This is a genomic window from Bordetella genomosp. 5 (assembly GCF_002261315.1).
Lineage (GTDB): Bacteria > Pseudomonadota > Gammaproteobacteria > Burkholderiales > Burkholderiaceae_B > Bordetella.
On record NZ_NEVP01000010.1, the window covers coordinates 35,840 to 59,941 of the forward strand.

Consider the following 24,102-nt stretch of genomic DNA (forward strand, 5'->3'; position numbering starts at 1 on the left):
GCTCTCCCCTTTCCCCTTGGGTTGGCTGCCTTGATCTATTCGTCGGCAATTCCCAATTCACGCAGCTTGCGCGTGATCGTGTTGCGGCCGATGCCGAGCCGCGATGCGGCCTCGACCCGGCGGCCGCGGCTGGCGTCCAGCGCGCTTTGCAGCAGGATTTTCTCGAACTGACGCGTGAGCGTCGCCATCACGGCGGGCTCGCCGCGTTCGAGACGGTACTGCGCGTCGCGCAACAGGGCGTCCTGCCAGTTGCGGGGCACCTCGTCGACGGCGGCATAGGCGCTCGCCGCTGCGCCGCCATAGCCGCCGGCGGCCGGCGCAGGCGCGGCGGCGCCAGTGCCGGCCTCGGACGAGGCCAGCGGCCGCGCCGGATTGGCGTTGATGACGTGCGACTGATGCTCCACCGCGCGGATCTCGGGCGGCAGGTCATTGCGATCGATGGTCTGGCCCGGCGCCATCACGGTCAGCCAGTGGCAGAAGTTCTCGAGCTGGCGCACGTTGCCCGGGAAATCGAACTTGGTGAGCACCGACACCGCCTCGGGCGTGAGGCGCTTGACCGGCACGCCGAGCGAGCGCGCGCTCGCGGCCAGGAAGTGATTGGCCAGCGCCGGGATGTCTTCGATGCGCTCGCGCAACGGCGGCAGACGCAGGCGGATCACGTTCAGGCGATGGAACAAGTCTTCGCGGAACAGCCCCTGCTCCACGCGCTGCTCGAGCGGCTGGTGGGTGGCCGCGACGATGCGCACGTCCACGCGCACCGGCTGGGCGCCGCCAACACGATAAAAGCTGCCTTCGGCCAGCACGCGCAGCAGGCGGGTCTGGAGCTCGATCGGCATGTCGCCGATTTCGTCGAGGAACAGCGTGCCGCCATGGGCCTCTTCGAAGCGGCCGCGGCGCAGCGTGTTGGCGCCGGTGAAGGCGCCGCGCTCGTGACCGAACAGCTCCGCCTCGAGCAGGTCGCGCGGGATGGCCGCGGCATTGAGCGCCACGAACGGACCCGACGCGCGGGCGCCGTGGCCGTGCAGCGCGCGCGCCACCAGCTCCTTGCCGGTGCCGGACTCGCCGGTGATCAGCACGGTGACCTTGGACTGCGCCAGTCGGCCGATCGCGCGGAACACTTCCTGCATGGCGGTGGACGCCGACTGCGTCATCATCCAGCGCTCGTTGTTCTGTGCGGCCTCGCTGTTCTCGCTTTGCGTGGAGGCCGGCTCGGACTCCTGCATGGCGCGCTGGATCAGCGCCACGGCTTCGTTCACGTCGAACGGCTTGGCCAGGTAATCGAACGCGCCGCCCTGAAAGGCCGACACGGTGCTGTCGAGATCGGCGAACGCCGTCATCACGATCACCGGCAGGCCGGCGTGGCGCTCCTTGATCTGGCGCAGCAGCTCGAGGCCGTTGCCGCCCGGCATGCGGATATCGGACACCAGCACCGAGGGCATGTCATGCGCGAGCGCATCCAGCACATCGGGCGCCTGGTGGAAGCTGCGGGTGGCGATGCCGGCGCGGGCCAGTGCTTTCTCGAGCACCCAACGGATGGCCTGATCGTCGTCGACGATCCAAACGGGTTTCGTCACAATGAAGACTCCATCGGAAGGACCAGACGGAACTCGGTATGCCGGGGACGGGATTCGAATTCGATGATGCCTCCGTGCTGTTGCACGAAATCCTGGGACAGGCTCAGACCCAGGCCGGTGCCGCCGGCACGGGCGGTCACCAGGGGATGAAAGATGCGGTCGCGGATGTGCTCGGGCACACCGGGACCGTTGTCGATGATGGACAGCACGAGGGCGAGGCGGTGGTGGCGATGCGCCAGCATCACCTGCCGCGCCACGCGGGTGCGCAGCACGATCTGTCCGGGCGGCACGTCGCTGCCCTTTTGCAGATTGAGTTCCTGCGCGGCATTGCGCGCCACGTTGAGCACGGCCTGCATCAGGCGCGCGGCATCGCCCGGGATGTCCGGGACCGACGCGTCGTAGTCGCGCACGAGCGTCACGCTGTCGCGGAACTCGGCCTGGATCAGCGCGCAGACGCGCTCGCAGATCTCGTGGATATTGACCGGCCGCGTATTGAGCGGCACACGTTGCGGGCCGCTCAGGCGGTCCACCAGCGCCTGCAGGCGGTCGGCTTCGGAAATGATGACCTGCGTGTATTCGGCCAGCTCGGCGCTCGGCAGCTCGGCTTCGAGCAATTGCGCGGCGCCACGCAGCCCACCCAGGGGATTCTTGACCTCGTGCGCCAGATTGCGCAGCAGCTCGCGGTGCGACTCGATTTCGTCGACCAGGCGATGATTGCGGTCGGCCAGCACACGCTGCTCGATCTCGCGGGTTTCAATCAGGACGGGCCAGGTCTGGCCGGTCAGCGCCACGGTGGTGACCGTGACTTCCGCGGACTCGGAGCCGCGGCGGAAAGACGACAACTGGCGCACGTCGGCAAACTTGCCGGCCACCGCGCCATCGATGGACGTCTGCAGATCTTCGGGATGGTCGAACAGCGTGGCGGCCGAAGCGCCGCGCAACTGCTTGCGGGAGCGGCCGAAGAGGTCTTCGGAAGCCGCATTGGCGTATTCGATGTGGCCGCGCTCGTTCAGCAGAAAAACGGACGTGGCGAGAAAATCAAAAGCATCTACGTTCATCATTCGGGGCTCCGGGGCGGGTCAGTCGGCGGGCCAGCTACCGCTTGGCCCGCCCCTGGAAGGGGCCTAGGCCCCCATCAAGCCGCGGAAGATCACAGGCTGTAGTACATGTCGAACTCGACCGGGTGCGTGGTCATGCGCAGACGCGTCACTTCGAGCATCTTGAGCTCGATGTAGGCGTCCAGCATTTCGTTGCTGAACACGCCACCGCGGGTCAGGAACTCGCGGTCCTTGTCGAGCGCGGCCAGCGCTTCTTCCAGCGACGCGCAGACGGTCGGGATCTTTGCATCCTCTTCCGGCGGCAGGTCGTACAGGTTCTTGTCGGCCGGATCGCCCGGGTGGATCTTGTTCTGCACGCCGTCCAGACCGGCCATCATCAGGGCCGAGAAGGCCAGGTACGGGTTGGCCAGGGGATCCGGGAAGCGCGTTTCGATACGGCGCGCCTTGGGGTTGCCCACGTACGGAATACGGATCGAGGCCGAACGGTTGCGAGCCGAGTAGGCCAGCTTGACCGGAGCTTCGAAGTGCGGAACCAGACGCTTGTACGAGTTGGTACCCGGGTTGGTGATGGCGTTCAGCGCGCGAGCGTGCTTGATGATGCCGCCGATGTAGTACAGCGCGAATTCCGACAGGCCGGCGTAGCCGTTGCCCGCGAACAGGTTCTGGCCGTCCTTCCAGATCGACTGGTGCACGTGCATGCCCGAGCCGTTGTCACCCACGACGGGCTTCGGCATGAACGTGGCGGTCTTGCCGTAGGCGTGCGCGACGTTGTGGATCACGTACTTCATGATCTGGTTCCAGTCGGCGCGCTGAACCAGCGTGCTGAACTTGGTACCGATTTCGAGCTGGCCCGGTGCGGCCACTTCGTGGTGGTGCACTTCGACCGGCACGCCCATCTGCTCGAGCAGCAGGCACATTTCCGAACGCATGTCCTGGAACGAATCGACCGGGGGCACGGGGAAGTAGCCGCCCTTCACGCCCGGACGGTGGCCCATGTTGCCGCCTTCGAATTCCAGACCGGTCGACCACGGGGCTTCTTCGGACTTGATCTTGACGAAGGTGCCCGACATGTCGGTGTTCCAGGTCACGCCGTCGAACACGAAGAATTCGGGTTCCGGACCGAAGTAGGCGGTGTCGCCCAGGCCGGAGGACTTGAGGTAGGCTTCGGCGCGCTTGGCCAGCGAACGCGGGTCGCGGTCATAGCCCTTCAGGTCCGACGGTTCGACCACGTCGCACGACAGGATCAGCGTCGGCTCTTCGCGGAACGGATCCAGGTTGGCGGTGGTCAGGTCGGGGATGAGCAGCATGTCGGAAGCTTCGATGCCCTTCCAGCCCGGGATCGAGGAGCCGTCGAAAGCTTGACCGCTTTCCAGCTTGTCCTCATCGACCGCCGAAGTCGGCACGGAGACGTGGTGCTCACGGCCTTGCGTGTCGGTGAAGCGGAAATCTACAAACTTGACTTCGTTATCGGCGATCTGCTTGAGAACGTCTTTGGGGCTTGCCATGTCATCTCCATTAGAAAAAGCGTCGAGGGCTATGTCGCCCGACCGGCATAAAACAAGGAAGCAATATGCGTGCCAGGTTTTCCCCGGGGGAATCCCCGGGGGTCATGCACGGTTCTGGAAAATGGTAGCACCGTAATGGTGCAAAACGTGGGGCACGATTGCCCCAGTTTGGTGCCGATCAATTACAGGAAGATTTCCTGGAGATCGTTGAGAAAGCGCCATCCCAGTGCGCTGGCCTTGAGCCGGGTGGGATCCGCGTCGAGGAGATCGCGTCGGGTGGCCGCCTCCAATTGGTGCGCAATGGTGGCGAGCGACATTCCGGTGCGCTCCTCGAAGGCCGAGGCCGCCACGCCCTCTTTCAGGCGCAGCACGTTGAGCATGTACTCGAACGGCAGCGCGTCGGGTCCCACGAGCCGGGTTTCGGCGATATGGCTGCCGTCGCGCCGGGCCACCCGTTCCATCCACGATTCCGGGTTCTTCATCCGTGCCTCGCGGACGATACGGTCGTGAAATGACAGTTTGCCGTGCGCGCCGGGGCCCAGGCCGAGGTAGTCGCCGAACTCCCAGTAATTGACGTTGTGGCGGCAGCGCGCCCCCGGCCGGGCGTAGGCCGACACCTCGTAGCGCGCCAGCCCGGCCTGGGCCAGGGTGTCCTCGACCAGATCCTGCATGGCGGCGCTGGTGTCGTCGTCCGGCACCTCGGGCGGGTACTTGGCGAATACCGTATTGGGTTCGAGCGTCAGGTGATAGAGCGACAGGTGCTCCGTCCCGAACGACAGCGCCTGGCGCAGATCGGCCTCGCAGGCCGCCAGATCCTGGCCCGGCAAGGCGAACATCATGTCCAGATTGACCCGGCCGAATGCCGCCTGGGCCATCTCGATGGCCGCGCGCGCCTGCGCCGCGTCGTGGATCCGGCCCAGCTTCTTGAGCTGCGCGTCGTCGAAACTCTGGATGCCCAGCGACACCCGGCTCACGCCGCTCGCTGCGTAGGCCTTGAAGCGTCCGGCTTCGGCCGTGCCCGGATTGGCCTCCATCGTGATCTCGGCGTCGGGCAGCACATTGAGACAGGCGCGCAACATGGCGAGCAGTTCGTCCAGGCCCTCGGGCGACAACAGGCTGGGCGTGCCGCCGCCGATGAACACCGACACGACCTGGCGCCCCCAGATCGAAGGGATCGCCTGCTCCAGGTCGGCGCGCAGCGCGTCGAGATAGGCGCGTTCCGGAATCTCTTCTCCGCCGGCGGTGGCATGGGAATTGAAGTCACAGTAAGGACACTTGCGTACGCACCAGGGCACGTGCACATAGACCGACAGGGGCGGCAGGCTGGTGAGCGTGGCGCCGGCCGGCAGCACGACCGGCGCGCGCGCCGGGGCCGCGCCGGCGGACAGAATGGGAATGGTGATGGCCATGCGATGACGGGCAGCGCGCCGCCTCAGCGGGCGCGCAGCTTCTCCAGCAATTGAGCCAGGGCCATCGCGCGATGGCTGACCCGATTTTTTTCGGCCGGATCGAGCTCGGCCGCCGTCTTGCCCAGGCTGGGCAGGAAAAAGTGCGGGTCGTAGCCGAACCCATGCTCGCCGCGCGGCTCGGCCGCGATCTCACCGTGCCAGTGCCCTTCGCCGATGAGCGGACAGGGATCGTCGGCGCTTTGCACCATGACCAGCACGGCCACGTACCAGGCATGCCGATCGGCCTGACCGGCCAGATTGCGCACCAGCAGCGCGTTGTTGGCGCCGTCTTCGCGCGGGCCGCCCTGCAGCTGGGCATAGCGGGCCGAATACACGCCGGGCGCGCCGCCGAGCGCGGCCACGCACAGGCCGGAGTCGTCGGCCAGCGCCGGCAGACCGGTGGCGGCGCTGGCGTGGCGGGCCTTGGCCAGCGCGTTTTCGACAAAGGTCACGTGCGGCTCTTCGGCCTCGGACACGCCGAGCTGGGCCTGGGGAATCAGCTCGATGCCCAGCGGTGCGAACAAAGCGGAAAATTCACGCAGCTTGCCGGCGTTGTTCGAGGCGAGCACGACGCGGCGCGGGGCGCCGGATGAGGTATCGGTAGACATCCCGCCATTATAAAGAGCGCGCCCCGCCCTGCCCGGCCGGCCACCCTGACGGCGGCAGGGTCGGGCCTAGACGTCTGCACCGATTGTACCGTGTGCCGCCGCGAGCGCCCGAGTCATGCGGATCCGGAATGTCGTCATTCCGCAAACATGACAATTTGCAACATTCGGGACATAAACGCGCGGCATAGTGAGGACCTCGGCCACTCCGACGTGGCGCAGCCCTCAGACCTCAGATGAATTCCCTCCAAGCCCGGGCCATCAGGGCCGCGGACCTTTCGCTTGAATCCATCCTCCAGCAGGAATTGCTGGCCCCGCGCTTTCAGCCGGTGGTCGACCTGGCCAGCGGCCGCATCTACGGCCACGAGAGCCTGATCCGCGGCCCGCACGATTGTCCGCTGCACATGCCGGACGCGCTGTTCGCCGCCGCGCATCGCCAGCAGCTGCAGACGCAGCTCGAGTGGCAGGCCTTTCGCACCGGCCTGACCCAGTTCGCCGACACCGCCGCGCACGGCAAGATCTTCCTGAACCTGTCGGGCTCGGCGCTCTGCCACTACTGGACGCAATGGCGCGAGGCCCTGCCCGAGCAACTGTTGCAAGGCTGCCGGATCGACCCGACCAAGATCGTGATCGAACTGACCGAGCACGATCCCGCGAAGGGCGACCTGCAGGTGCTCACGCAGGCGCTCGACACCCTGCGCGGACATGGCATGCGGCTGGCGCTGGACGACTACGGCGTCGGCCATGCCACGCTGCAGCTCTGGGCCGAGATCCGGCCCGATCTCGTCAAAATCGACCGCTATTTCTTCAAGGACATCGCCCGCGACGAGCGCCGCATGCAGCTGGTGCGCGCCATGCTGGCCGTGGCCCAGCACATGAACACGGCGGTCGTGGCCGAGGGCGTCGAATGCCACGAAGACCTGGCCGCGATCAGCGAACTCGGCATCCGTTACGCGCAGGGCTGGCACCTGGGCCGCCCCGAGGCGCAGCCCCTGCCCCGCCTGCCCGACGCACTGGAGCACGCCATGTCGAGCCTGCCGCGCGCGGCCGGTCGGCCGCGTGCCTCGACGCTGGGATCGGGCCGCACCGCGTCGGCGCTGCGCGTGCAGGCGCGCCCGGTGCTGCTGAGCAAGCACAGCAACGACGACGTGCACCGGCTGTTTCAGGAACAGCGCGGCCTGCACGCGGTGGCCGTGCTCGATGGCGACAGCCGGCCGGTGGGCATCATCAACCGCCGCGATTTTCTCGAACACTACTCGCAGCGCTACACGCGCGACCTGTTCGGCCGCAATTCGTGCAGCACGTTCATGAACCCGGACCCCGTGCTGATCGACGTGGCCACCTCGATCGACCAGCTCAGCCACGTGCTGACCTCGGACGACCAGCGCTACCTGGCGGACGGCTTCATCGTCACCAGCGACGGCCGCTATGACGGGCTCGGCACCGGCGAAGCCCTGGTGCGCTCGGTGACCGAAATCCGGCTCGAGGCCGCGCGCTACGCCAACCCGCTCACGTCCCTGCCCGGCAACATTCCCATCAGCCAGCACATCGCGCATCTGCTGGAAGAGCCGGGCGAGTTCGTGATCTGCTATGCCGACCTGAACAACTTCAAGCCGTTCAACGACGTGTATGGATACTGGCGCGGCGACGACATGATTCTGCTGTGCGCCGAGGCCATCAAGCGCCATTGCGACGCGCAGCGCGACTTCGTCGGCCATGTGGGCGGCGACGACTTCGTGTTTGCCATGCGCAGCGAAGACTGGCGCAGCCGCACCGAGGCCGTGATCGCGCAGTTCAATCTGCTGGCCCTGGATCTCTACGACGAACAGGGGCGCAGCGAGGGCGGCATTCATGCCGAAGACCGCTACGGCGTGCTGCGCTTTTTTCCGTTCGTGACGCTGGGCATCGGCGCGCTGATCGTGAACCCGCCGCAGATCGCCGCCAGCGGCGTGCGCGTGCGGCCCGAAGACATCGCGTCGGCCGCCGCGCAGGTCAAGCACAAGGTCAAGCACGGCGACCACTCGCTGGTGGTGGAAAACTATCTGCGCCAGAGCTGGGCAACGGAGCGCGCCTGAGTGTCTGAATGCCCGAGTGACTGAGTGACTGAGTGACTGAGTGACTGAGTGACTGAGCGACTCAGTGACTGAGTGCCCGAGCAACTGGGTGCCTGAGCGCCCGATTGTCTGAGTGCCCGCCTCATGCAACCGGCCAGGGCGACCGGCGAGGGCGACCGGCGTGGGCAACGGCAACGGCGCCGGCGCCGGCTCAGGCGCGAGTACGGCCCGGCGCGGCTGCGGCCCGGCGCCGGGCCGCCCGCGCCCACCCTTCAGTCGTCGACTTCCCAGGACGGCACCACCGCGAACACCAGCGGTTCTTTCAGCGTGAAGGACGCGGCGCGCGCCTCGGCGTCTTCCTGGGCCAGCAGGGCCGGCACCTGGATCGGCCGCGCGCGCGGACCCGATTGGTAGGCGCGCGCCACGACCGCATTCTGCGCCGGCACCAGCAGCGCCTCGGCATGCGCGGGTGGAAGCGCCGGCGTGCTGCACGCCAGGCCGGCGCGTATCGTGTCGGCGATCGCGCTTTCGTCGTCACCCAGATGCGAGAGATCGGCGTACGACTGGAGATACGAGGCCGCGACGAAGTCCGCGAAATTCGCGTAATCGATCTGGCTGTTTTCGTCGTCGTGCCAGATGCAGGCCACGCCCTCGCGGCCGTCGGCCAGGCGCACCAGCGCGTAAAAATCGCCCCCGCCCGACTGCGCGAACGGGAAGAACCGGATGCCTTGCTGCGCATCCGGATTGAGCCATTCTTCGATCTCGCGCTCGCTGGCGTCGGGCGTGAGCCATTCGAAGTCATAGACGCCGTCCATGGCCTTGCCCGTGTGGTTGCCGGCGCTATCCGTGCGATACCACTGCGCGAGCGGCGCCGGCAGATCGAAGCCCGCGTCCCGCGCGATCGCGGTGAACCTTTCCAGCAATTCCATATGGCCTCCCGACGCCTCGCGTCCGTTCCTGACTGCGTCATATTGCCACGAGCGCGTGACACGCGGCCCGCACGGCGTGGCGCGGGTATCCCACGGGCTATCATAGGGAGGTCGCGCGTACTCCACGCGCCCGCCTGTGCACTCATGGACAAGATTCGACTCGACAAATGGCTCTGGGCCGCGCGCTTTTACAAGACGCGCAGCCTCGCGAGCACCGAAATCGGCAAAGGCCGCGTGCAGGTCAACGGCCAGCCGGCCAAGCCCGCCCGCGAAGTGGCGCCCGATGACCTGATCACGATCCGCAAGGACGATCCCGCCATCGAAGTGCGCGTGGTGGCGCTGAGCGCCGTGCGTGGTCCCGCCCCGGCGGCGCGCCTGCTCTACGAAGAGACCGAGGCGAGCCGCACGGCGCGCGAACGCGCCGCCGAAATGCGCCGCCTCGCCCCCGAGCCCGCGCTCGGCATCGCCGCGGGCCGTCCGACCAAGCGCGACCGCCGCCAGATCGATCTGGTGCGCGGCAAGTAAAACAGGCTCAGGCCGCCCGCCGTGCCGGCGGCGCGAAGTCCAGCATCGTCATCGCGGGCTGGGCGGCGGATTCGTCGCGCACCGCGCGCAATGCCGGGCGCATCTCGATCACCTCGGCGGTGGGATCGGCCTCGCCCGCCTCCGACATCAGGCGGAACACGGCGACGGCCTGGCGCAGCGCCTGCGCCTGACCCTCCAGCGCGGCGGCCGCGGCCGCGGTTTCCTCGGCCATGGCGGCGTTTTCCTGCGTGGCGCGATCCACGTCGGACACCGCGTTATTGATGGCCGCGATGCCGCCCGCCTGCTCGCCCGCCGCATGCGAGATCTCTTCCACGATCACGGTGACCCGCTCCACGGCCTGCACCACGTCGTCGATGGTCTGGCCCGCCTGGCCGACCTGGCGCACGCCCGCCTCGACGCGCGCGCCCGATTCGTCGATCAACACCTTGATCTCGCGCGCGGCCTGCGCGCTGCGTTGCGCCAGCGAGCGCACTTCGGCCGCGACCACCGCGAAGCCCTTGCCCTCCTCGCCCGCGCGCGCCGCTTCCACGGCCGCGTTGAGCGCCAGAATATTGGTCTGGAACGCGATGCTGTCGACCACGCCCACGATCTCGCCGATGCGACGCGCCGAGGCGGCGATGCCGCCCATCGTGTCGACCGCTTCGTGCACCGAGCGGCCGCCGGTGCGCGCCAGCTCGGTCGCATCGCGCGCCTGCTCGCGGGCCTGCTCGGCGTTGCTCGCCGTGGCGTGCACGTTCTGCGCGAGCTGCGTCATGCTGGCGGCGGCTTCCTGCAGCGAGGCGGCCTGACGCGAGGTGCGCATCGCCATCTCCGAGCCGCCGGCCGCGATCTCGCCGGCGCCGCCGTGGATTTCTTCCACGCCGTGCCGCACCGCGTGCACGGCCTTGGACAGCCCGTCCTGCATGCGGCGCATGGCCAGGAACAACACGCCGATCTCGTTCTCGCCACGGCGCTGGATGGTGCCGGTGAGATCGCCGTCGGCAATGTGGTCGAAGTGCCGGCCCGCCTCGCTCAGGGGCCGCAGCACGGCACGGCGGAAGGCCAGACGAATCACCAGCGCGGCCAGGGCCACGAACACCACCAGCGCGAGCGCGGCGGCGATGGCATGGTTCAGGCGCGTCCCGGCATCGGCGACCGCCGCGCGGCCCTGCGCACGGGCATGCGCCTGAAACGCGTCCACCGCCTGCACGTAGCCCTGCACCGCCTGCGGCAGGACCTTGTCGTTGATGCGATTGGCCTCGATGCCGTTCCATTTCGAGATCGCGTCGCGCATCGGCACGAGGGCCTGGTCGGCCAGCCCGGTGTAGGCCATGAGCATCGCGTCGAACAGGGGCGCGCCCTCGGCACCGGTCTCGGGATTGGCGGCGAGGCGCTTCTGGCTCTCGGCCGCGCTGCCGAGCAGCTTGTCGACCCGGCCCAGGAACTCGTCGCGCTGCTCCTCCATGCCGCCTTCCATCGCCGTCTTGGCGTCGGTCAGCAGCGCACGGGCGCGGAACAGCCAGCTGCTGGTGTCGTTCAGATCGCCGGCGCGCTCGATGCTGCCCCGCCCCAGCGCCTCGACATGTCCACGGCTTTCCTGCAGCACGGCGATCGCACCGGCGGCGGCCAGCGCGAAGATCAGAACGAAAAGAAGCAAGGTCGCCGACAGGGCGGTTGCGACGCGTAGATTTTTGCGCATGAATGATCCGTTACGAGCTCGCCCGGCCGATGCACGGGCAGACGGCGGCACAGAAATGTGCCGCCATAATCGGTAACGAATTATGTGCGCCGGACTTGGCAGTTTCTTTACAGCGCTATCACGACGTCAAGAATCGCAATAAACCGAATTGACGGCCAAATTGACGCCCGCGCCCTATATGCCCGGCTGACGCTCGTCGGCCGGAATGTCGTCGATGAGCGTCTGCACCAGCTCGCGCGCAAACGTCGGCAGCGCGTCGAGGTCGCGCACCACGATGTGCAGCTTGCGCAGGCTCCACTCGTCGGTGAGCGGCACCAGCGCGATATCCAGCACGCGGGCATAACGCAGCGCCACCGATTCGGGGATCACGCCGATCCCCACGCCGCTCTCGATCATCCGGCACGCGGCCTCGAAGTTGCCCACCTCGACACGAAAGCGGAAGGTTCGGCCCAGCGCCGCGGCCGCCTGCACCAGGAAGGGATGAATCGCGCTCCACTCCGACAGACCCACGTAGTCGTACGCCAGCGAATCGGCGAAAGGCACGGCGCCTTCGGTGGCGAGCGGATGGCGGGCCGCGGTGACCAGCACCAGCCGGTCGCTGCGGTACGGAATGAACTGGAGCTTGGGATCCGGACCGCAGCCGGCCACGATGCCCAGATCCGCCGAGCCATCGGCCACGGCGCGCACGATCAGATAACTCAGACGCTCGCGCAGCTCGACGTTCACGTCGGGGTGGCCGGCCAGATAGCGCGCGAGCACGCCGGGCATGAATTCGGTGATGGCGGTGGTGTTGGCCAGCACGCGCACATGGCCTTTCACGCCGCGCGCGAACTCCTGCATGTCTCCGCGCAATTGCTCGATCTGCTGCATCACGGTGCGGGCATGGCGGGTCAGCGCCTCGCCCGATGGCGTCATGGTGACGCCCTGGCTGGTGCGATAGAGCAGCTGGGTGCCGAAGTGCTCTTCGAGGTTCTTGACCCGGGTACTCGCCGCGGGCAGCGACAGATGCGACTTTTCCGCGCCGCGCGTCAGGCTGTGCCAGTCGCCGATGTGCACCATGAGTTGCAGATCGGTCAGGTCAAAGTGTGTAGCCATTCGTCCCCCTATACCTTCGGGATTGGAAAACCCCGTATTAAGCAATCATAAATTGGCAGCTTGGACCGCATCCGGCAAAGTGCGGGCTGACCCTGCCCGACCTGCAACCCGAGAGTTCGAGACGACGCACCCCATGGTTGATACCCAAACCGATTTCCAAGACATCCGCGAAGCCGTGCGCGACCTGTGCGCGCAGTTTTCCGCCGAATACTTCCGCAAGGTCGACGAAGAGCGCGGCTATCCCGACGCCTTCGTGCGCGCGCTCACCGAGGCCGGCTGGCTCGCCGCGCTGATCCCGCAGGAATACGGCGGCTCGGGCCTGGGCCTGACCGAAGCGTCCGTCATCATGGAAGAAATCAACCGGTCCGGCGGCAACTCCGGGGCCTGCCACGGCCAGATGTACAACATGGGCACGCTGCTGCGCCATGGCAGCGACGAGCAGAAGCGCACCTATCTGCCGCGCATCGCCAGTGGCGAGCTGCGTCTGCAATCGATGGGCGTGACCGAACCCACCACCGGCACCGACACCACCCGCATCAAGACCACGGCCGTGCGCAAGGGCGACCGCTACGTGATCAATGGCCAGAAGGTGTGGATCTCGCGCGTGCAGCATTCCGACCTGATGATTCTGCTCGCGCGCACCACGCCGCTCGAAGCGGTCACGCGCAAGTCCGAGGGCATGTCGATCTTTCTGGTCGACCTGCACCACGCCATCGGCCACGGCATGGAGGTGCGGCCGATCCCGAATATGGTCAACCACGAAACCAACGAGCTGTTCTTCGACAACCTCGAGATTCCCGCCGAAAACCTGATCGGCGAAGAAGGCAAGGGATTCAAGTACATCCTCGATGGCCTGAACGCCGAGCGCACGCTGATCGCGGCCGAGTGCATCGGCGATGGCTACTGGTTCATCGACAAGGTCACCGCCTATGCCAAGGAGCGCGTGGTGTTCGGCCGGCCGATCGGCCAGAACCAGGGCGTGCAGTTTCCGATCGCGCGCGCGCACATCAACGTCGAAGCGGCCAGCCTGATGCGCTATGAGGCCGCGCGCCGGTTCGACGCGCACCAGCCCTGCGGCGCGCAGGCCAACATGGCCAAGCTGCTGGCGGCCGACGCCTCCTGGGAAGCCGCCAACGCCTGCCTGCAGTTCCATGGCGGCTTCGGCTTCGCCAACGAGTACGACGTCGAACGCAAGTTCCGCGAGACGCGCCTCTACCAGGTGGCGCCGATCTCCACCAACCTCATCCTGTCTTACGTGGCCGAGCATGTGCTGGGCCTGCCCCGCTCCTTCTGAGCCCATTTTTCCCGGGACCGCCATGTCTGCCCTGCCTCGCTCCCTGCCCGACGCCCACCCCTCGGCCACGCTCGCCGAGTTTGCCAGCACGCTGCAGTTCGACGACATCCCCGCCGCCGTCGTGCGGCGCGCCGAAGACCTGCTGCTCGACACGCTCGGCTCCATCCTCGCCGGCGCCGGCTCGCGTGCCGTCCAGACCATCGGCCGCTACGCCAGCACCATGGGACCGGCGCAGGGCCCCGCCGAAGTGCTGATCGACCGGCGCGGCACCACCCCGCTCTTCGCGGCCATGGTCAATGCCGCGGCCGCCCATGTGGTGGAACAGGACGACGTCCACAATGGTTCGGTATTCCATCCCGCGGCGGTCGTGTTTCCGCCGGCGCTCGCCGTGGCGCAGGCCCTGGGCGCGAGCGGCCGCGACCTGCTGACCGCGTCGGTCGCGGGCTATGAGGTCGGCATCCGCGCCGGCGAATACCTCGGCCGCTCGCACTACAAGATCTTCCACACGACGGGCACGGTGGGCACGCTGGCCGCCGCCGTCACGGTGGGCCGGCTGCTCGGGCTCGATCCCGCCCGCATGCTGCACGCGCTCGGCTCGGCCGGCACCCAGGCCGCGGGCCTATGGGAATTTCTGCGCGATGCCGCCGACTCCAAGCAGCTGCACACGGCCAAGGCGGCGGCCGACGGCCTCACCGCCGCCTATCTCGCGCAGGATGGCTTCACCGGCGCGCAGCGCATTCTGGAGGGCAAGCAGGGCATGGCGGCCGGCATGTCGACCGACGCCGATCCCTCGCGTCTGACCGACCGCCTCGGCGAGCGCTGGGCCCTGGCCGAGACCTCGTTCAAGTTTCACGCGTCGTGCCGTCACACCCATCCGGCGGCCGACGCGCTGCTCGCGCTGATGCGCGACCATGGCCTGAAGGCCGACGACCTCGCGGAGGTCGACGCCCAGGTGCACCAGGGCGCGATCGACGTGCTCGGGCCGGTCGTGAATCCCACCACCGTGCACCAATCCAAGTTCTCGATGGGCACGGTGCTGGCGCTGATCGCCCGCGAGGGCCGCGCGGGCCTGGCCGAGTTCGATGCGGCGTTGCACGACGCCGAGGTGGCGCGGCTGCGCGAGCGCGTGCGCATGTCGTTCGACGCCGAAGTCGACGAGGCCTATCCGCAGCGCTGGATCGGCAAGGTGTCGGTGCGCACGACCGACGGCCGCATCTTGTCGGCGCGGGTGGACGAGCCCAAGGGCGATCCGGGCAACACGCTCTCGCGCGGCGAGATCGAAGACAAGGCGATGCGACTGGGCACCTACGCGGGCGCGGCCACCGAGGCCGAGATGCGCGCGCTCATCGATCAGGTCTGGCGCCTGGCCGAGCTGCCGCGCGTGGGGCGTCTGCTGCCCACCTGAGCCGCTGCATCGGCGACAAAAAAGGCGGGCCCGTATCGCACGGCCCCGCCTTTTTCATGCCCCCGAATCGGGGCGGTTCGAGCCTGACGACGCGCGCGCTCAGCCTGCCAGCGCCGCGCGCTGCTGCGCCACCAGCCGGGCGATGCCGGTCTCGGCCAGGCCGAGCATGGTGTCGAGCTCGGCGCGCGTGAAGGTGGCGCCCTCGCCCGTGCCCTGCACTTCCACGAAGGCACCGGCGCCGGTCATGATCACGTTCACGTCGGCATCGCAGGCCGAGTCTTCCTGGTAGTCCAGATCGAGCACCGGACGGCCATCGACCAGACCCACCGACACCGCCGCGACCGCGTCGCGGATGGGGTTGCGTTCGATGTCGCCGCGCTCGAGCAGCAGATTGATGGCATCGCTGGCCGCGACCCAGGCGCCCGTGATGCTGGCGCAGCGGGTGCCGCCGTCGGCCTGGATCACGTCGCAATCGAGATGCAGCGTGCGTTCGCCCAAGGCCGACAGATCGAACACGGCGCGCAGGCTGCGGCCGATCAGACGCTGGATCTCCTGCGTGCGGCCGCTCTGCTTGCCGCGCGCGGCCTCACGATCGCCGCGCGTGTGCGTGGCGCGTGGCAGCATGCCGTATTCGGCCGTGACCCAGCCCTCGCCGCGGCCTTTCATGAAGGGCGGCACCTTGTCGAGCACGCTGGCCGTGCACAGCACGTGGGTGTCGCCGGCCCGCACCAGCACCGAACCCTCCGCATACCGGGTGAAACCGCGCGTGAGCGAGAACGGGCGCAGCTCGTCGACGGCGCGTCCGCTGGGGCGGGAAGTAGAGGTGGCGTTCACGGAGAGCTCCAGGTGTTGATCGTAAGAAGAGCCGAATTGTACGGGCTCGACGGCTACAACGGCCGCGCGCATCGGTTATCCTGCGGCCGTGGGCGCGGCTCGCCCGGCAAGCAGACCGCGCGACACCCTGTCTACCTTCGTCTTACCCCGTGCCCGCGGCCATCGGCCCCGGGCCCTCTTCAGGATATCGCACCATGATCCGCAGCATGACCGCGTTCGGCAATGCCCGCGTCGACCTCGAACAAGGCACGCTCGCGCTCGAACTGCGCAGCGTCAATAGCCGCTTCCTCGATCTCTATTTCCGGCTGCCCGACGAACTGCGCCACGCCGAGACCCCGTTGCGCGAGCTGCTCACCGCCAACCTGGCGCGCGGCAAGGTGGAAGTGCGCGCCTCGTTCACGCGTGCCAGCAACACCGAAGTGACCCAGCTCGATCCCGAATGGCTCACCCGCCTGGCCGACCAATTGCAGGCCGCGCGCAAGATCCTGCCGGAGACCACCGCGCCGCGCCTGGTCGAGCTCTTCAACTGGCCCGGCCAGCGCACCAACGACGCGCTCGACCCGCAGGTCTGGGGCGCCGCCTGCGTGCAGGCCGGCCAACAGGCGCTCGCGCAGCTGCAGGAGGGTCGTACGCGCGAAGGCGAACGCCTCGCCGGCATGATGCGCGACTGTGCCGATGGCGTGGCCGCCATCGTCGATCAGGTCGAGACCCACCTGCCCCAGTTGCTGGCCGACCATCGCGACAAGCTCGCCACCAAGCTGCGCGAGACGATCGAAAACGCCTTCCCGGGCGGCTTCACGCACATCTCGGGTGCCGAGCTGTCCGAACGCCTGTCTCAGGAAGCCAACCTCTTCGCGCTGCGCATCGACGTCGCCGAAGAGCTGTCGCGCCTGCGCTCGCACCTCGAAGAGCTGCGCCACCTGCTCACCGAGGGCGGCGGCAAGGCGGGCAAATCCGGCGGCAAACAGGGCGGCAGCGCCGGCAAGCGCCTCGACTTCCTGTTCCAGGAAATGAACCGCGAAGCCAACACGCTGGGCTCGAAGGCAGGCAGCATGGAGGTCACGCGCGCCGCCATGGACCTGAAGCTGCTCATCGAGCAGATGCGCGAACAGGCGCAGAATCTCGAGTAAGAGCCCCCGCGCCAAAAACAAGGGCCGTCATCCTTACCGATGACGGCCCTTTTTTTACCGGTCCTCGAAGGCGCAGCTAGGGGGCAGCAACCCGAAGGCGCAGCGTGGGGGCACCTTCAATCTCTCGACTCCAGAAGTTTGTTGATGCGTAATGCCAACAGCGTGCACACCACACCCGACAGCAGATACACACTCACCGCGGCCAGACCGAATCGGTCCGACAGGCCCAGCGCGACGACCGGCGCGAACGCGGCGCCGATCAGCCACGCCATGTCCGTGGTGAGCGCGGCCCCGGTGTAGCGGTAGCGCCGCGTGAAGTTGGACGTAACCGTGCCGGCGGCCTGACCATACGAGACGCCGAGCAGCGCGAAGCCGATCAGGATGAACGCGTCCTGCGCGTAAGGCCCGCCGCCCAGCAGCCAGGGCGCGAAGAGCGCGAAGATACCGATCAGCACGGCCAGCACGCCGAGCGTGTTGCGGCGGCCGATGCGGTCGGCGATCACGCCCGAGAAAATCGTGCCGACGATACCCACCAGCGCGCCCACGATCTGCACCACCAGCACATCCGCCACGGGCTGTGTCTGGCTCACCACGATCCACGACAGCGGAAACACCGTCACGAGGTGGAACAGCGCATAGCTCGCCAGCGCGGCGAATGCACCGATGAACATGTTGTAGCCCTGCTCCCGCACGATCTCGCTGGTGCCGATCGGCTCGAGCTCGCCCTCTTCGAGCAGCTCGGTGTATTCCTGCGTGACCACGAGCCGCAGCCGCGCGAACAGCGCCACCACGTTGATCGCGAACGCCACGAAGAAGGGATAGCGCCAGCCCCAGTCGATGAAGTCTTCGTCGGTCAGGGTGAGATGCAGATACAGGAACAGCGCGCTCGCGATCATGAAGCCGATCGGCGCGCCCAGCTGGCCGATCATCGCGAACCAGCCGCGCCGCTTCGCCGGCGCATTCAGCGCCAGCAGCGACGGCAGCCCGTCCCAGGAGCCGCCCAGCGCCATGCCCTGCAGCGCGCGGAACACGGCGAGCAGGATGATGGCGTACATGCCGATGGAATCGTAGCGCGGCAGAAACGCGATGCCGCAGGTCGCGGTACCCAGCAGAAACAGCGACGCGGTGAGCTTGATGCCGCGCCCCCATCGGCGCTGGATCGCCATCGATATCGCCGTGCCCACGGGGCGCACCACGAAGGCCAGCGCGAAGACCGCAAAGGACCACAGCGTGCCTTCGAGTGGCGCTTCGAACGGGAAGAACACGCGTGGAAACACCATCACGCATGCGATGCCGAACACGAAGAAATCGAAGTATTCGGAGGTGCGGCCGATCACGACGCCGACGGCGATCTCGCTCGGCGCCACCTGCGTATGGCTGGCGCCCAGCGTCGGTACCGACCCCGGAGGGAGAGACCCCGGCTGATCGGTCTGACCAGGCTTGGGTGGGAGAGAGCCGGGGTACTGCGTGGTGGTCGACATATGCGCACTCGCTGAAAGAGGCCGGCTGCGGCGCGAAGGCGCGCTGTCTGCCCGGGTCTACGATCCTGCATCACAGTTGCAGGGCCATGGTCGCACGTTCCGCGCCCGACCGGAAGAGGCGGCGCGCGTCGCGCGGCACGCGCGCCACGACACGTGATTCAGGCATCGCACTTGCTATGGCCAGCGCCGAAAGACGTTGTGCGCGCAACACCCGGCGCTATCCGTCACCGCATTTTTACTCTTTTGGCCCTGGATTTTTCCGACCTTACAGCGTAGGGTTGAGACTCTTCCCACGGTTACGTTTCGGGGTATGGCAATGCCGTTATTCCAAAGACTCCGCGGAGCAGCGCTGCTGGCCTGCATCCCCATGCTTGCCGGTTGCAACACCGTGCTGATGGCCCCGTCGGGAGATATCGCCTGGCAGCAACGCAATCTGATCCTGATCTCTACAGGTCTGATGCTGCTGGTCATCGTGCCGGTCATCGTGCTCACGTTCGTCTTTGCGTGGCGCTATCGCGAGACCAATACCGAAGCTCGTTACGATCCCGACTGGAATCACTCCACCATGCTGGAGCTGCTGATCTGGTCGATCCCCCTCCTCATCATCATCGCGCTGGGTGCCATCACCTGGGTCAGCACTCACCAGCTGGATCCCTACCGTCCGCTCACCCGCGTGGCCGAGGGCCGCGAGGTGCCCGCGGGCACCAAGCCGCTCGTCGTGCAGGTGGTCGCGCTCGACTGGAAGTGGCTCTTCCTCTATCCCGAGCAGGGCGTGGCCACGGTCAATGAGATGGCCGCGCCGGTGGATCGGCCGATCGAATTCCAGATCACCTCGTCCACGGTGATGAACACCTTCTTCGTGCCCGCGCTGGCCGGCATGATCTACGCCATGCCCGGCATGCAGACCACGCTGCACGCCGTGATCAACCGCCCCGGCGACTACGACGGGCTCTCCGCCAACTACAGCGGCGAAGGCTTCTCCGGCATGCGCTTCCGCTTTCATGGCCTGGACCAGGCCGGCTTCGACCAATGGATCGCGCAGGCCAAGAAAGACGGCTCCGCCCTCTCGCGCGAGACCTTCCTGCAGCTCGAGCAGCCCAGCGAACGCAACCCCGTCGCCCGCTACGCCAGCGTGGCGCCCGGACTGTTCGACGCCATCGTCAACCGCTGCGTCGAACCCAACCGCATGTGCATGAAAGACGCCATGGCGATCGACGCCGCGGGCGGCCTGGGCATTCCGGGCGCACTCAACGTCACCACCATCGACCCCGCCCTGCGCGAACGCCTCGGTCTCACCGAAGGGCCGCTGCGTCAGTACGTGGGCGCGATGTGCACGGCGGCCAACGAGTCCGCACGCATTCCGCTCTGATCGCAGGCGCCGGGCCCTTGGCACGGCGCTTGATACACGCGCCAAGCAAGTACTGCCGGTCGGCGCCCTCCCCGACCGGATTCATTAGCCGGGAATCGAGATGCCAGAATCATCAGACATCACCACGCTGATCTTCGGACGGCTCACCTGGGAAGCGATTCCCTACCATGAACCCATTCTGATCGCGACCTTCGCCGCCGTGCTGCTGGGCGGCGCCGCGCTGCTCGGCGCCATCACCTATTACGGCAAATGGGGCTATCTGTGGCGGGAGTGGTTCACCAGCATCGATCACAAGAAGATCGGGATCATGTACGTGATCCTGGGCCTGGTGATGCTGCTGCGCGGTTTTGCCGATGCGCTGATGATGCGCGCGCAGCAGGCCGTGGCGTTCGGCGACAACATGGGCTACCTGCCGCCGCACCACTACGATCAGATCTTCACCGCGCACGGCGTCATCATGATCTTCTTCGTGGCCATGCCGCTGGTCACGGGTTTGATGAACTACATCGTGCCGCTGCAGATCGGCGCGCGCGACGTGGCCTTTCCGTTTCTCAACAACTTCAGTTTCTGGATGACGGCCGGCGGCGCGATGCTGGTGATGGCCTCGCTCTTCGTGGGCGAGTTCGCGCGGACCGGCTGGCTGGCCTATCCCCCCTTGTCGGGCATCCTGCACAGTCCGGACGTGGGGGTGGATTACTACATATGGGCGCTGCAGGTGGCCGGGGTGGGCACCCTGTTATCGGGGGTGAACCTGCTCGTGACCATCGTGAAGATGCGCGCGCCCGGCATGTCGCTCATGCGCATGCCGGTGTTCACCTGGACCTCGCTCTGCACCAACATCCTGATCGTCGCGGCCTTCCCCGTGCTGACCGCCGTGCTGGCGCTGCTCACGATGGACCGCTACGTCGGCACCAACTTCTTCACGGCGGATTTCGGCGGCAACGCCATGATGTACGTGAACCTCATCTGGATCTGGGGCCACCCCGAGGTCTACATCCTGATTCTGCCGGCCTTCGGCATCTTCTCCGAGGTGGTCTCCACCTACTGCCGCAAGCGCCTGTTCGGCTACGCGTCGATGGTGTACGCCACGGTGGTGATCACGGTGCTGTCGTACCTGGTCTGGCTGCATCACTTCTTCACGATGGGATCCGGGGCGAGCGTGAATTCGTTCTTCGGGATCACGACGATGATCATCTCGATCCCGACCGGGGCCAAGATTTTCAACTGGCTCTTCACGATGTACCGCGGCCGCATCCGCTTCGAAGTGCCGATGCTCTGGACGCTCGGCTTCATCGTGACCTTCGTGATCGGCGGCATGACCGGCGTGCTGCTCGCGGTGCCGCCGGCCGACTTCGTCCTGCACAACAGCCTGTTCCTGATCGCCCACTTCCACAACGTGATCATCGGCGGCGTGCTGTTCGGCCTGATGGCCGGCATCACCTACTGGTTTCCCAAGGCGTTCGGCTATCGGCTCGATCCGTTCTGGGGCAAGTGCTCGTTCTGGTTCTGGCTGGTGGGCTTCTACGTCGCCTTCATGCCGCTCTATGTGCTCGGGCTGATGGGCGTGACGCGCCGCGTCAACCACTTCGAAGACATGTCGCTGCAGATCTGGTTTCAGATCGCGGCCTTCGGCGCCATTCTGATCGCGATGGGCATCGCCAGCTTCCTGATCCAGCTGGTCGTGAGCTTCCGCCGCCGCGCGCAGCTGCGCGACACCACCGGCGATCCCTGGGACGGCCGCACGCTCGAGTGGTCGACCTCGTCGCCGCCGCCGCAATACAACTTCGCCTTCACCCCGCGCGTGCATGATCTGGACGCCTGGTGGCAGATGAAGCAATACGGCTACGAGCGCCCGCAATCCGGCTTCATTCCGATCCACATGCCCAAGAACACCTGGGCCGGCATCGTGCTGGCCGGGCTCTCCACCCTGCTCGGCTTCACGCTGATCTGGCACATGTGGCCGGCCGTGGTGCTCACCTTCGTGGCGCTGGTGCTGGTATCGATCGTTCACACCTTCAACTACAAACGCGATTACTACGTGCCGGCCAACGAAGTGGCCCGTTGCGAAGCCGATCGCACCTTGCTGATGGCCAACCATGTCTGATACCGCGGCTCACCTCACTCCCTCGGGCGCGCCGGCGGACCGGCCGCTCTTCTACATTCCCGAAGAACACCACCCTAAGAACGGCACGCTGCTCGGTTTCTGGGTCTACCTGATGAGCGACTGCCTCATCTTTGCGTGCCTGTTCGCCACCTACGGCGTGCTGGGACGCAACTATGCGGCCGGCCCCTCGGGCGCTGATCTGTTCGAGCTGGAGCTCGTGGCGCTCAACACCGCGCTGCTGCTGCTCTCGTCGATCACGTACGGCTTCGCCATGCTCGAGATGCGGCGCCGGCGCATCGGCGCCACGCAGGGCTGGCTGGCCGTGACCGGGCTCTTCGGTCTGGCCTTTCTGTGCGTCGAGATCTACGAGTTCCACCACCTGATCCAGCTGGGCGCGGGCCCGCAACGCAGCGCCTTCCTGTCGTCGTTCTTCGCGCTGGTCGGCACCCACGGTCTGCACGTGACGTTCGGCATCATCTGGCTGGTCGTGCTGATGCTGCAGGTGCAGCGGCACGGGCTGATCCTCGAAAACCGCCGGCGGCTGATGTGCCTGTCGATGTTCTGGCACTTCCTGGACCTGATCTGGGTGGGCGTCTTCACCTTCGTGTATTTGATGGGAGTCCTGCCATGAGCACCACCCGCAGCGATCACATGGGCAACCTGGAGTCGAGCCCGGATCCGCGCCACGTGACGCCTCACGGCGGCAGCGGCCATGGCCAGGGCGGCGGCCACGGTCACGCCGACCACGACGACGACGGCGGCGCGAGCCACGGCAGCTTCAAGAGCTACATGACGGGCTTCGTGCTCGCGGTGATCCTGACCGCCATCCCGTTCTGGCTGGTGATGAATCAGGTGTTCGAGAGTTCGCGCACCACGGCCCTCATCATCCTGGCCTTCGCGGCGGTGCAGATCGTGGTGCACCTGGTGTACTTCCTGCACATGGACACGAAGTCGGAGAGCGGTTGGAGTATGCTGGCGCTGATTTTCACGCTGGTGCTGGTCGTGATCACCCTGTCGGGTTCGATCTGGATCATGTATCACCTCAACAGCAACATGATGCCGATGGCCCCGCACGACATGCGCAACATGCCCTAGCGGACCTGGCGCACACGCGTCGTGCACGGGGGCCCGGCTGGGCCCCCGCCTTATTTCCAATAGCAGACATCTTGACCCGACCCGATTCCCTTCCGCCCCGCCCCGCCTCCGACGAGCCGCCCCGCCGCCCCCGCGGCACGCTCACCCTCGTGATCCTGGCCCTGATCGCCGCGTTCCTGTTCGCCGTGCTGTGCACGCTGGGCAAGTGGCAGGTGCAGCGTCTGGCCTGGAAAGAAAATCTGATCGCGCAGGTCGAAAGCCGCGTGCATGCGCCGGCCGTGCCGGCGCCGGCGCGCGCCGAGTGGGCCGGCCTGGACAATGCCAGTGCCGAGTATCGCCACGTGCAGGCGCAGGGCGTGCTGCGCCACGATCTTCAGACCCTGGTGCAGGCCGCGACCGAACTCGGCAGCGGCTACTGGGTCATGACGCCGCTGCAGCAGGCCGATGGCTCTCTCATCATGGTGAATCGCGGCTTCGTGCTGCCGGGCTGGCGCAAGCGCGCCCCCGAGGCCGGCACGAGCGAGCCCGTGAAGGTCGAGGGGCTGCTGCGCATGGGTGAAGGCCCCGGCGGATTCCTGCGCGAAAACGACGCCCAGGCCGACCGCTGGTATTCGCGCGACCTGCCCGCGATCGCCACGCGCCGTGGCATCGACCCGGCGCTGGTCGCCCCCTACTTCATCGACGCCGGCGCCAGCAGCGCCCGCGATCCCGAGACCGCGCCCGTCGGCGGTCTCACGGTGCTGAGCTTCGCCAACCACCACCTGGGCTATGCCATCACCTGGTTCGCGCTGGCGCTGATGGTGCTGGTGGGCGCGGGCATCGTCGCCCGCGAAGAATTGCGCACGCGCAGGCAGCAGCAGGCATCCGGGCGATAGAGAAGTGCCGCGGGGCGCGCCAC

The 24,102-nt window shown here is 67.0% G+C and carries 20 protein-coding genes; 10 read left to right on the top strand and 10 right to left on the bottom strand.

The features are described 5' to 3' along the window. Nucleotides 1–35 precede the first annotated feature (35 nt). The 5 genes from ntrC to rdgB form a co-directional block, all read right to left on the bottom strand. A complete protein-coding gene (gene ntrC, locus CAL25_RS15660) occupies nucleotides 36–1,574 on the bottom strand; it encodes a nitrogen regulation protein NR(I) (RefSeq protein ID WP_094801671.1) in 1,539 nt (512 codons plus the stop codon). After that, the gene (gene glnL / locus CAL25_RS15665) at nucleotides 1,571–2,632 is read right to left on the bottom strand and encodes a nitrogen regulation protein NR(II) (protein WP_170948520.1); all 1,062 of its coding nucleotides are present in this window, start codon (nucleotides 2,630–2,632) and stop codon (nucleotides 1,571–1,573) included. Before glnL ends, ntrC begins: the two co-directional genes overlap by 4 nt. A gap of 92 nt (nucleotides 2,633–2,724) precedes the next feature. Beyond that, complete coding sequence (gene glnA, locus CAL25_RS15670) at nucleotides 2,725–4,137, bottom strand: type I glutamate--ammonia ligase (protein WP_094801675.1); 1,413 nt, start codon at nucleotides 4,135–4,137, stop codon at nucleotides 2,725–2,727. 182 nt (nucleotides 4,138–4,319) lie between these two features. Further along, nucleotides 4,320–5,546, bottom strand: a complete 1,227-nt coding sequence (hemW, locus tag CAL25_RS15675) for a radical SAM family heme chaperone HemW (RefSeq protein WP_094801677.1) — start codon at nucleotides 5,544–5,546, stop codon at nucleotides 4,320–4,322. Between the two features lie 23 nt (nucleotides 5,547–5,569). Then, nucleotides 5,570–6,193, bottom strand: coding sequence for an RdgB/HAM1 family non-canonical purine NTP pyrophosphatase (rdgB, locus tag CAL25_RS15680; RefSeq protein ID WP_094801679.1), 624 nt, complete (start codon nucleotides 6,191–6,193; stop codon nucleotides 5,570–5,572). A 233-nt stretch (nucleotides 6,194–6,426) separates the two neighbouring features. Here rdgB and CAL25_RS15685 point away from each other — a divergent pair, with 233 nt between their 5' ends. After that, nucleotides 6,427–8,265 carry an EAL domain-containing protein gene (locus tag CAL25_RS15685; RefSeq protein WP_094801681.1) on the top strand — a complete coding sequence of 613 codons (1,839 nt, stop codon included), beginning with the start codon at nucleotides 6,427–6,429 and terminating at the stop codon, nucleotides 8,263–8,265. A 251-nt stretch (nucleotides 8,266–8,516) separates the two neighbouring features. Here the strand turns inward: CAL25_RS15685 and CAL25_RS15690 are convergent, their stop codons facing one another. Then, nucleotides 8,517–9,173, bottom strand: a complete 657-nt coding sequence (locus tag CAL25_RS15690; RefSeq protein ID WP_094801683.1) for an SMI1/KNR4 family protein — start codon at nucleotides 9,171–9,173, stop codon at nucleotides 8,517–8,519. A 144-nt stretch (nucleotides 9,174–9,317) separates the two neighbouring features. Here CAL25_RS15690 and CAL25_RS15695 point away from each other — a divergent pair, with 144 nt between their 5' ends. Beyond that, nucleotides 9,318–9,698 (top strand): RNA-binding S4 domain-containing protein, encoded by a 381-nt coding sequence (locus CAL25_RS15695; protein ID WP_094801685.1) that lies wholly within the window; start codon nucleotides 9,318–9,320, stop codon nucleotides 9,696–9,698. Between the two features lie 7 nt (nucleotides 9,699–9,705). On the opposite strand, the gene CAL25_RS15700 is transcribed toward CAL25_RS15695, so the two are convergent. Together CAL25_RS15700 and CAL25_RS15705 are read right to left on the bottom strand one after the other, a co-directional pair. Then, the gene (locus tag CAL25_RS15700; RefSeq protein WP_094801687.1) at nucleotides 9,706–11,397 is read right to left on the bottom strand and encodes a methyl-accepting chemotaxis protein; all 1,692 of its coding nucleotides are present in this window, start codon (nucleotides 11,395–11,397) and stop codon (nucleotides 9,706–9,708) included. A gap of 174 nt (nucleotides 11,398–11,571) precedes the next feature. Beyond that, entirely contained in the window at nucleotides 11,572–12,492 is a 921-nt protein-coding gene (locus tag CAL25_RS15705) for a LysR family transcriptional regulator (RefSeq protein WP_094801689.1), read from the bottom strand. Between the two features lie 133 nt (nucleotides 12,493–12,625). Here CAL25_RS15705 and CAL25_RS15710 point away from each other — a divergent pair, with 133 nt between their 5' ends. Together CAL25_RS15710 and CAL25_RS15715 are read left to right on the top strand one after the other, a co-directional pair. Continuing rightward, on the top strand, nucleotides 12,626–13,786 hold the full coding sequence (locus tag CAL25_RS15710) for an acyl-CoA dehydrogenase family protein (protein ID WP_094801691.1): 1,161 nt from the start codon (nucleotides 12,626–12,628) through the stop codon (nucleotides 13,784–13,786). Nucleotides 13,787–13,808: 22 nt separating this feature from the next. After that, a complete protein-coding gene (locus tag CAL25_RS15715) occupies nucleotides 13,809–15,191 on the top strand; it encodes an MmgE/PrpD family protein (RefSeq protein ID WP_094801693.1) in 1,383 nt (460 codons plus the stop codon). 99 nt (nucleotides 15,192–15,290) lie between these two features. On the opposite strand, the gene rph is transcribed toward CAL25_RS15715, so the two are convergent. Continuing rightward, nucleotides 15,291–16,025 (bottom strand): ribonuclease PH, encoded by a 735-nt coding sequence (gene rph, locus CAL25_RS15720; protein ID WP_432759245.1) that lies wholly within the window; start codon nucleotides 16,023–16,025, stop codon nucleotides 15,291–15,293. 194 nt (nucleotides 16,026–16,219) lie between these two features. On the opposite strand from rph, the gene CAL25_RS15725 reads away from it, so the two are divergent. Further along, nucleotides 16,220–17,155, top strand: a complete 936-nt coding sequence (locus tag CAL25_RS15725) for a YicC/YloC family endoribonuclease (RefSeq protein ID WP_094801697.1) — start codon at nucleotides 16,220–16,222, stop codon at nucleotides 17,153–17,155. A 116-nt stretch (nucleotides 17,156–17,271) separates the two neighbouring features. On the opposite strand, the gene CAL25_RS15730 is transcribed toward CAL25_RS15725, so the two are convergent. Then, nucleotides 17,272–18,636 carry an MFS transporter gene (locus CAL25_RS15730; protein WP_094801699.1) on the bottom strand — a complete coding sequence of 455 codons (1,365 nt, stop codon included), beginning with the start codon at nucleotides 18,634–18,636 and terminating at the stop codon, nucleotides 17,272–17,274. Between the two features lie 316 nt (nucleotides 18,637–18,952). On the opposite strand from CAL25_RS15730, the gene cyoA reads away from it, so the two are divergent. The 5 genes from cyoA (at nucleotide 18,953) to CAL25_RS15755 (ending at nucleotide 24,079) form a co-directional block, all read left to right on the top strand. Beyond that, nucleotides 18,953–20,005: a ubiquinol oxidase subunit II gene (cyoA, locus tag CAL25_RS15735; RefSeq protein WP_094801701.1), complete on the top strand. Its 1,053-nt coding sequence runs from the start codon at nucleotides 18,953–18,955 to the stop codon at nucleotides 20,003–20,005. Between the two features lie 100 nt (nucleotides 20,006–20,105). Then, a complete protein-coding gene (cyoB, locus tag CAL25_RS15740; protein WP_094801703.1) occupies nucleotides 20,106–22,109 on the top strand; it encodes a cytochrome o ubiquinol oxidase subunit I in 2,004 nt (667 codons plus the stop codon). Beyond that, complete coding sequence (gene cyoC / locus CAL25_RS15745) at nucleotides 22,102–22,740, top strand: cytochrome o ubiquinol oxidase subunit III (protein ID WP_094801705.1); 639 nt, start codon at nucleotides 22,102–22,104, stop codon at nucleotides 22,738–22,740. Before cyoB ends, cyoC begins: the two co-directional genes overlap by 8 nt. A 20-nt stretch (nucleotides 22,741–22,760) precedes the next feature. Next, nucleotides 22,761–23,204, top strand: coding sequence for a cytochrome o ubiquinol oxidase subunit IV (cyoD, locus tag CAL25_RS15750; RefSeq protein WP_094802194.1), 444 nt, complete (start codon nucleotides 22,761–22,763; stop codon nucleotides 23,202–23,204). A 71-nt stretch (nucleotides 23,205–23,275) separates the two neighbouring features. Next, nucleotides 23,276–24,079, top strand: coding sequence for an SURF1 family protein (locus CAL25_RS15755; protein ID WP_249279114.1), 804 nt, complete (start codon nucleotides 23,276–23,278; stop codon nucleotides 24,077–24,079). Nucleotides 24,080–24,102: the final 23 nt, after the last annotated feature.

What these genes read in the sequence shown, in the direction of transcription:
- CAL25_RS15685 (WP_094801681.1), top strand. Translation starts at nt 6,427, where the DNA reads ATGAATTCCCTCCAAGCCCGGGCCATCAGGGCCGCGGACCTTTCGCTT.
- CAL25_RS15710 (WP_094801691.1), top strand. Translation starts at nt 12,626, where the DNA reads ATGGTTGATACCCAAACCGATTTCCAAGACATCCGCGAAGCCGTGCGC.
- hemW (WP_094801677.1), bottom strand. Translation starts at nt 5,546, where the DNA reads ATGGCCATCACCATTCCCATTCTGTCCGCCGGCGCGGCCCCGGCGCGC.
- cyoB (WP_094801703.1), top strand. Translation starts at nt 20,106, where the DNA reads ATGCCAGAATCATCAGACATCACCACGCTGATCTTCGGACGGCTCACC.
- cyoA (WP_094801701.1), top strand. Translation starts at nt 18,953, where the DNA reads ATGCCGTTATTCCAAAGACTCCGCGGAGCAGCGCTGCTGGCCTGCATC.
- glnL (WP_170948520.1), bottom strand. Translation starts at nt 2,632, where the DNA reads ATGAACGTAGATGCTTTTGATTTTCTCGCCACGTCCGTTTTTCTGCTG.
- CAL25_RS15730 (WP_094801699.1), bottom strand. Translation starts at nt 18,636, where the DNA reads ATGTCGACCACCACGCAGTACCCCGGCTCTCTCCCACCCAAGCCTGGT.
- glnA (WP_094801675.1), bottom strand. Translation starts at nt 4,137, where the DNA reads ATGGCAAGCCCCAAAGACGTTCTCAAGCAGATCGCCGATAACGAAGTC.
- CAL25_RS15700 (WP_094801687.1), bottom strand. Translation starts at nt 11,397, where the DNA reads ATGCGCAAAAATCTACGCGTCGCAACCGCCCTGTCGGCGACCTTGCTT.
- CAL25_RS15690 (WP_094801683.1), bottom strand. Translation starts at nt 9,173, where the DNA reads ATGGAATTGCTGGAAAGGTTCACCGCGATCGCGCGGGACGCGGGCTTC.
- CAL25_RS15715 (WP_094801693.1), top strand. Translation starts at nt 13,809, where the DNA reads ATGTCTGCCCTGCCTCGCTCCCTGCCCGACGCCCACCCCTCGGCCACG.
- CAL25_RS15705 (WP_094801689.1), bottom strand. Translation starts at nt 12,492, where the DNA reads ATGGCTACACACTTTGACCTGACCGATCTGCAACTCATGGTGCACATC.
- rdgB (WP_094801679.1), bottom strand. Translation starts at nt 6,193, where the DNA reads ATGTCTACCGATACCTCATCCGGCGCCCCGCGCCGCGTCGTGCTCGCC.
- CAL25_RS15725 (WP_094801697.1), top strand. Translation starts at nt 16,220, where the DNA reads ATGATCCGCAGCATGACCGCGTTCGGCAATGCCCGCGTCGACCTCGAA.
- CAL25_RS15695 (WP_094801685.1), top strand. Translation starts at nt 9,318, where the DNA reads ATGGACAAGATTCGACTCGACAAATGGCTCTGGGCCGCGCGCTTTTAC.
- cyoC (WP_094801705.1), top strand. Translation starts at nt 22,102, where the DNA reads ATGTCTGATACCGCGGCTCACCTCACTCCCTCGGGCGCGCCGGCGGAC.
- cyoD (WP_094802194.1), top strand. Translation starts at nt 22,761, where the DNA reads ATGGGCAACCTGGAGTCGAGCCCGGATCCGCGCCACGTGACGCCTCAC.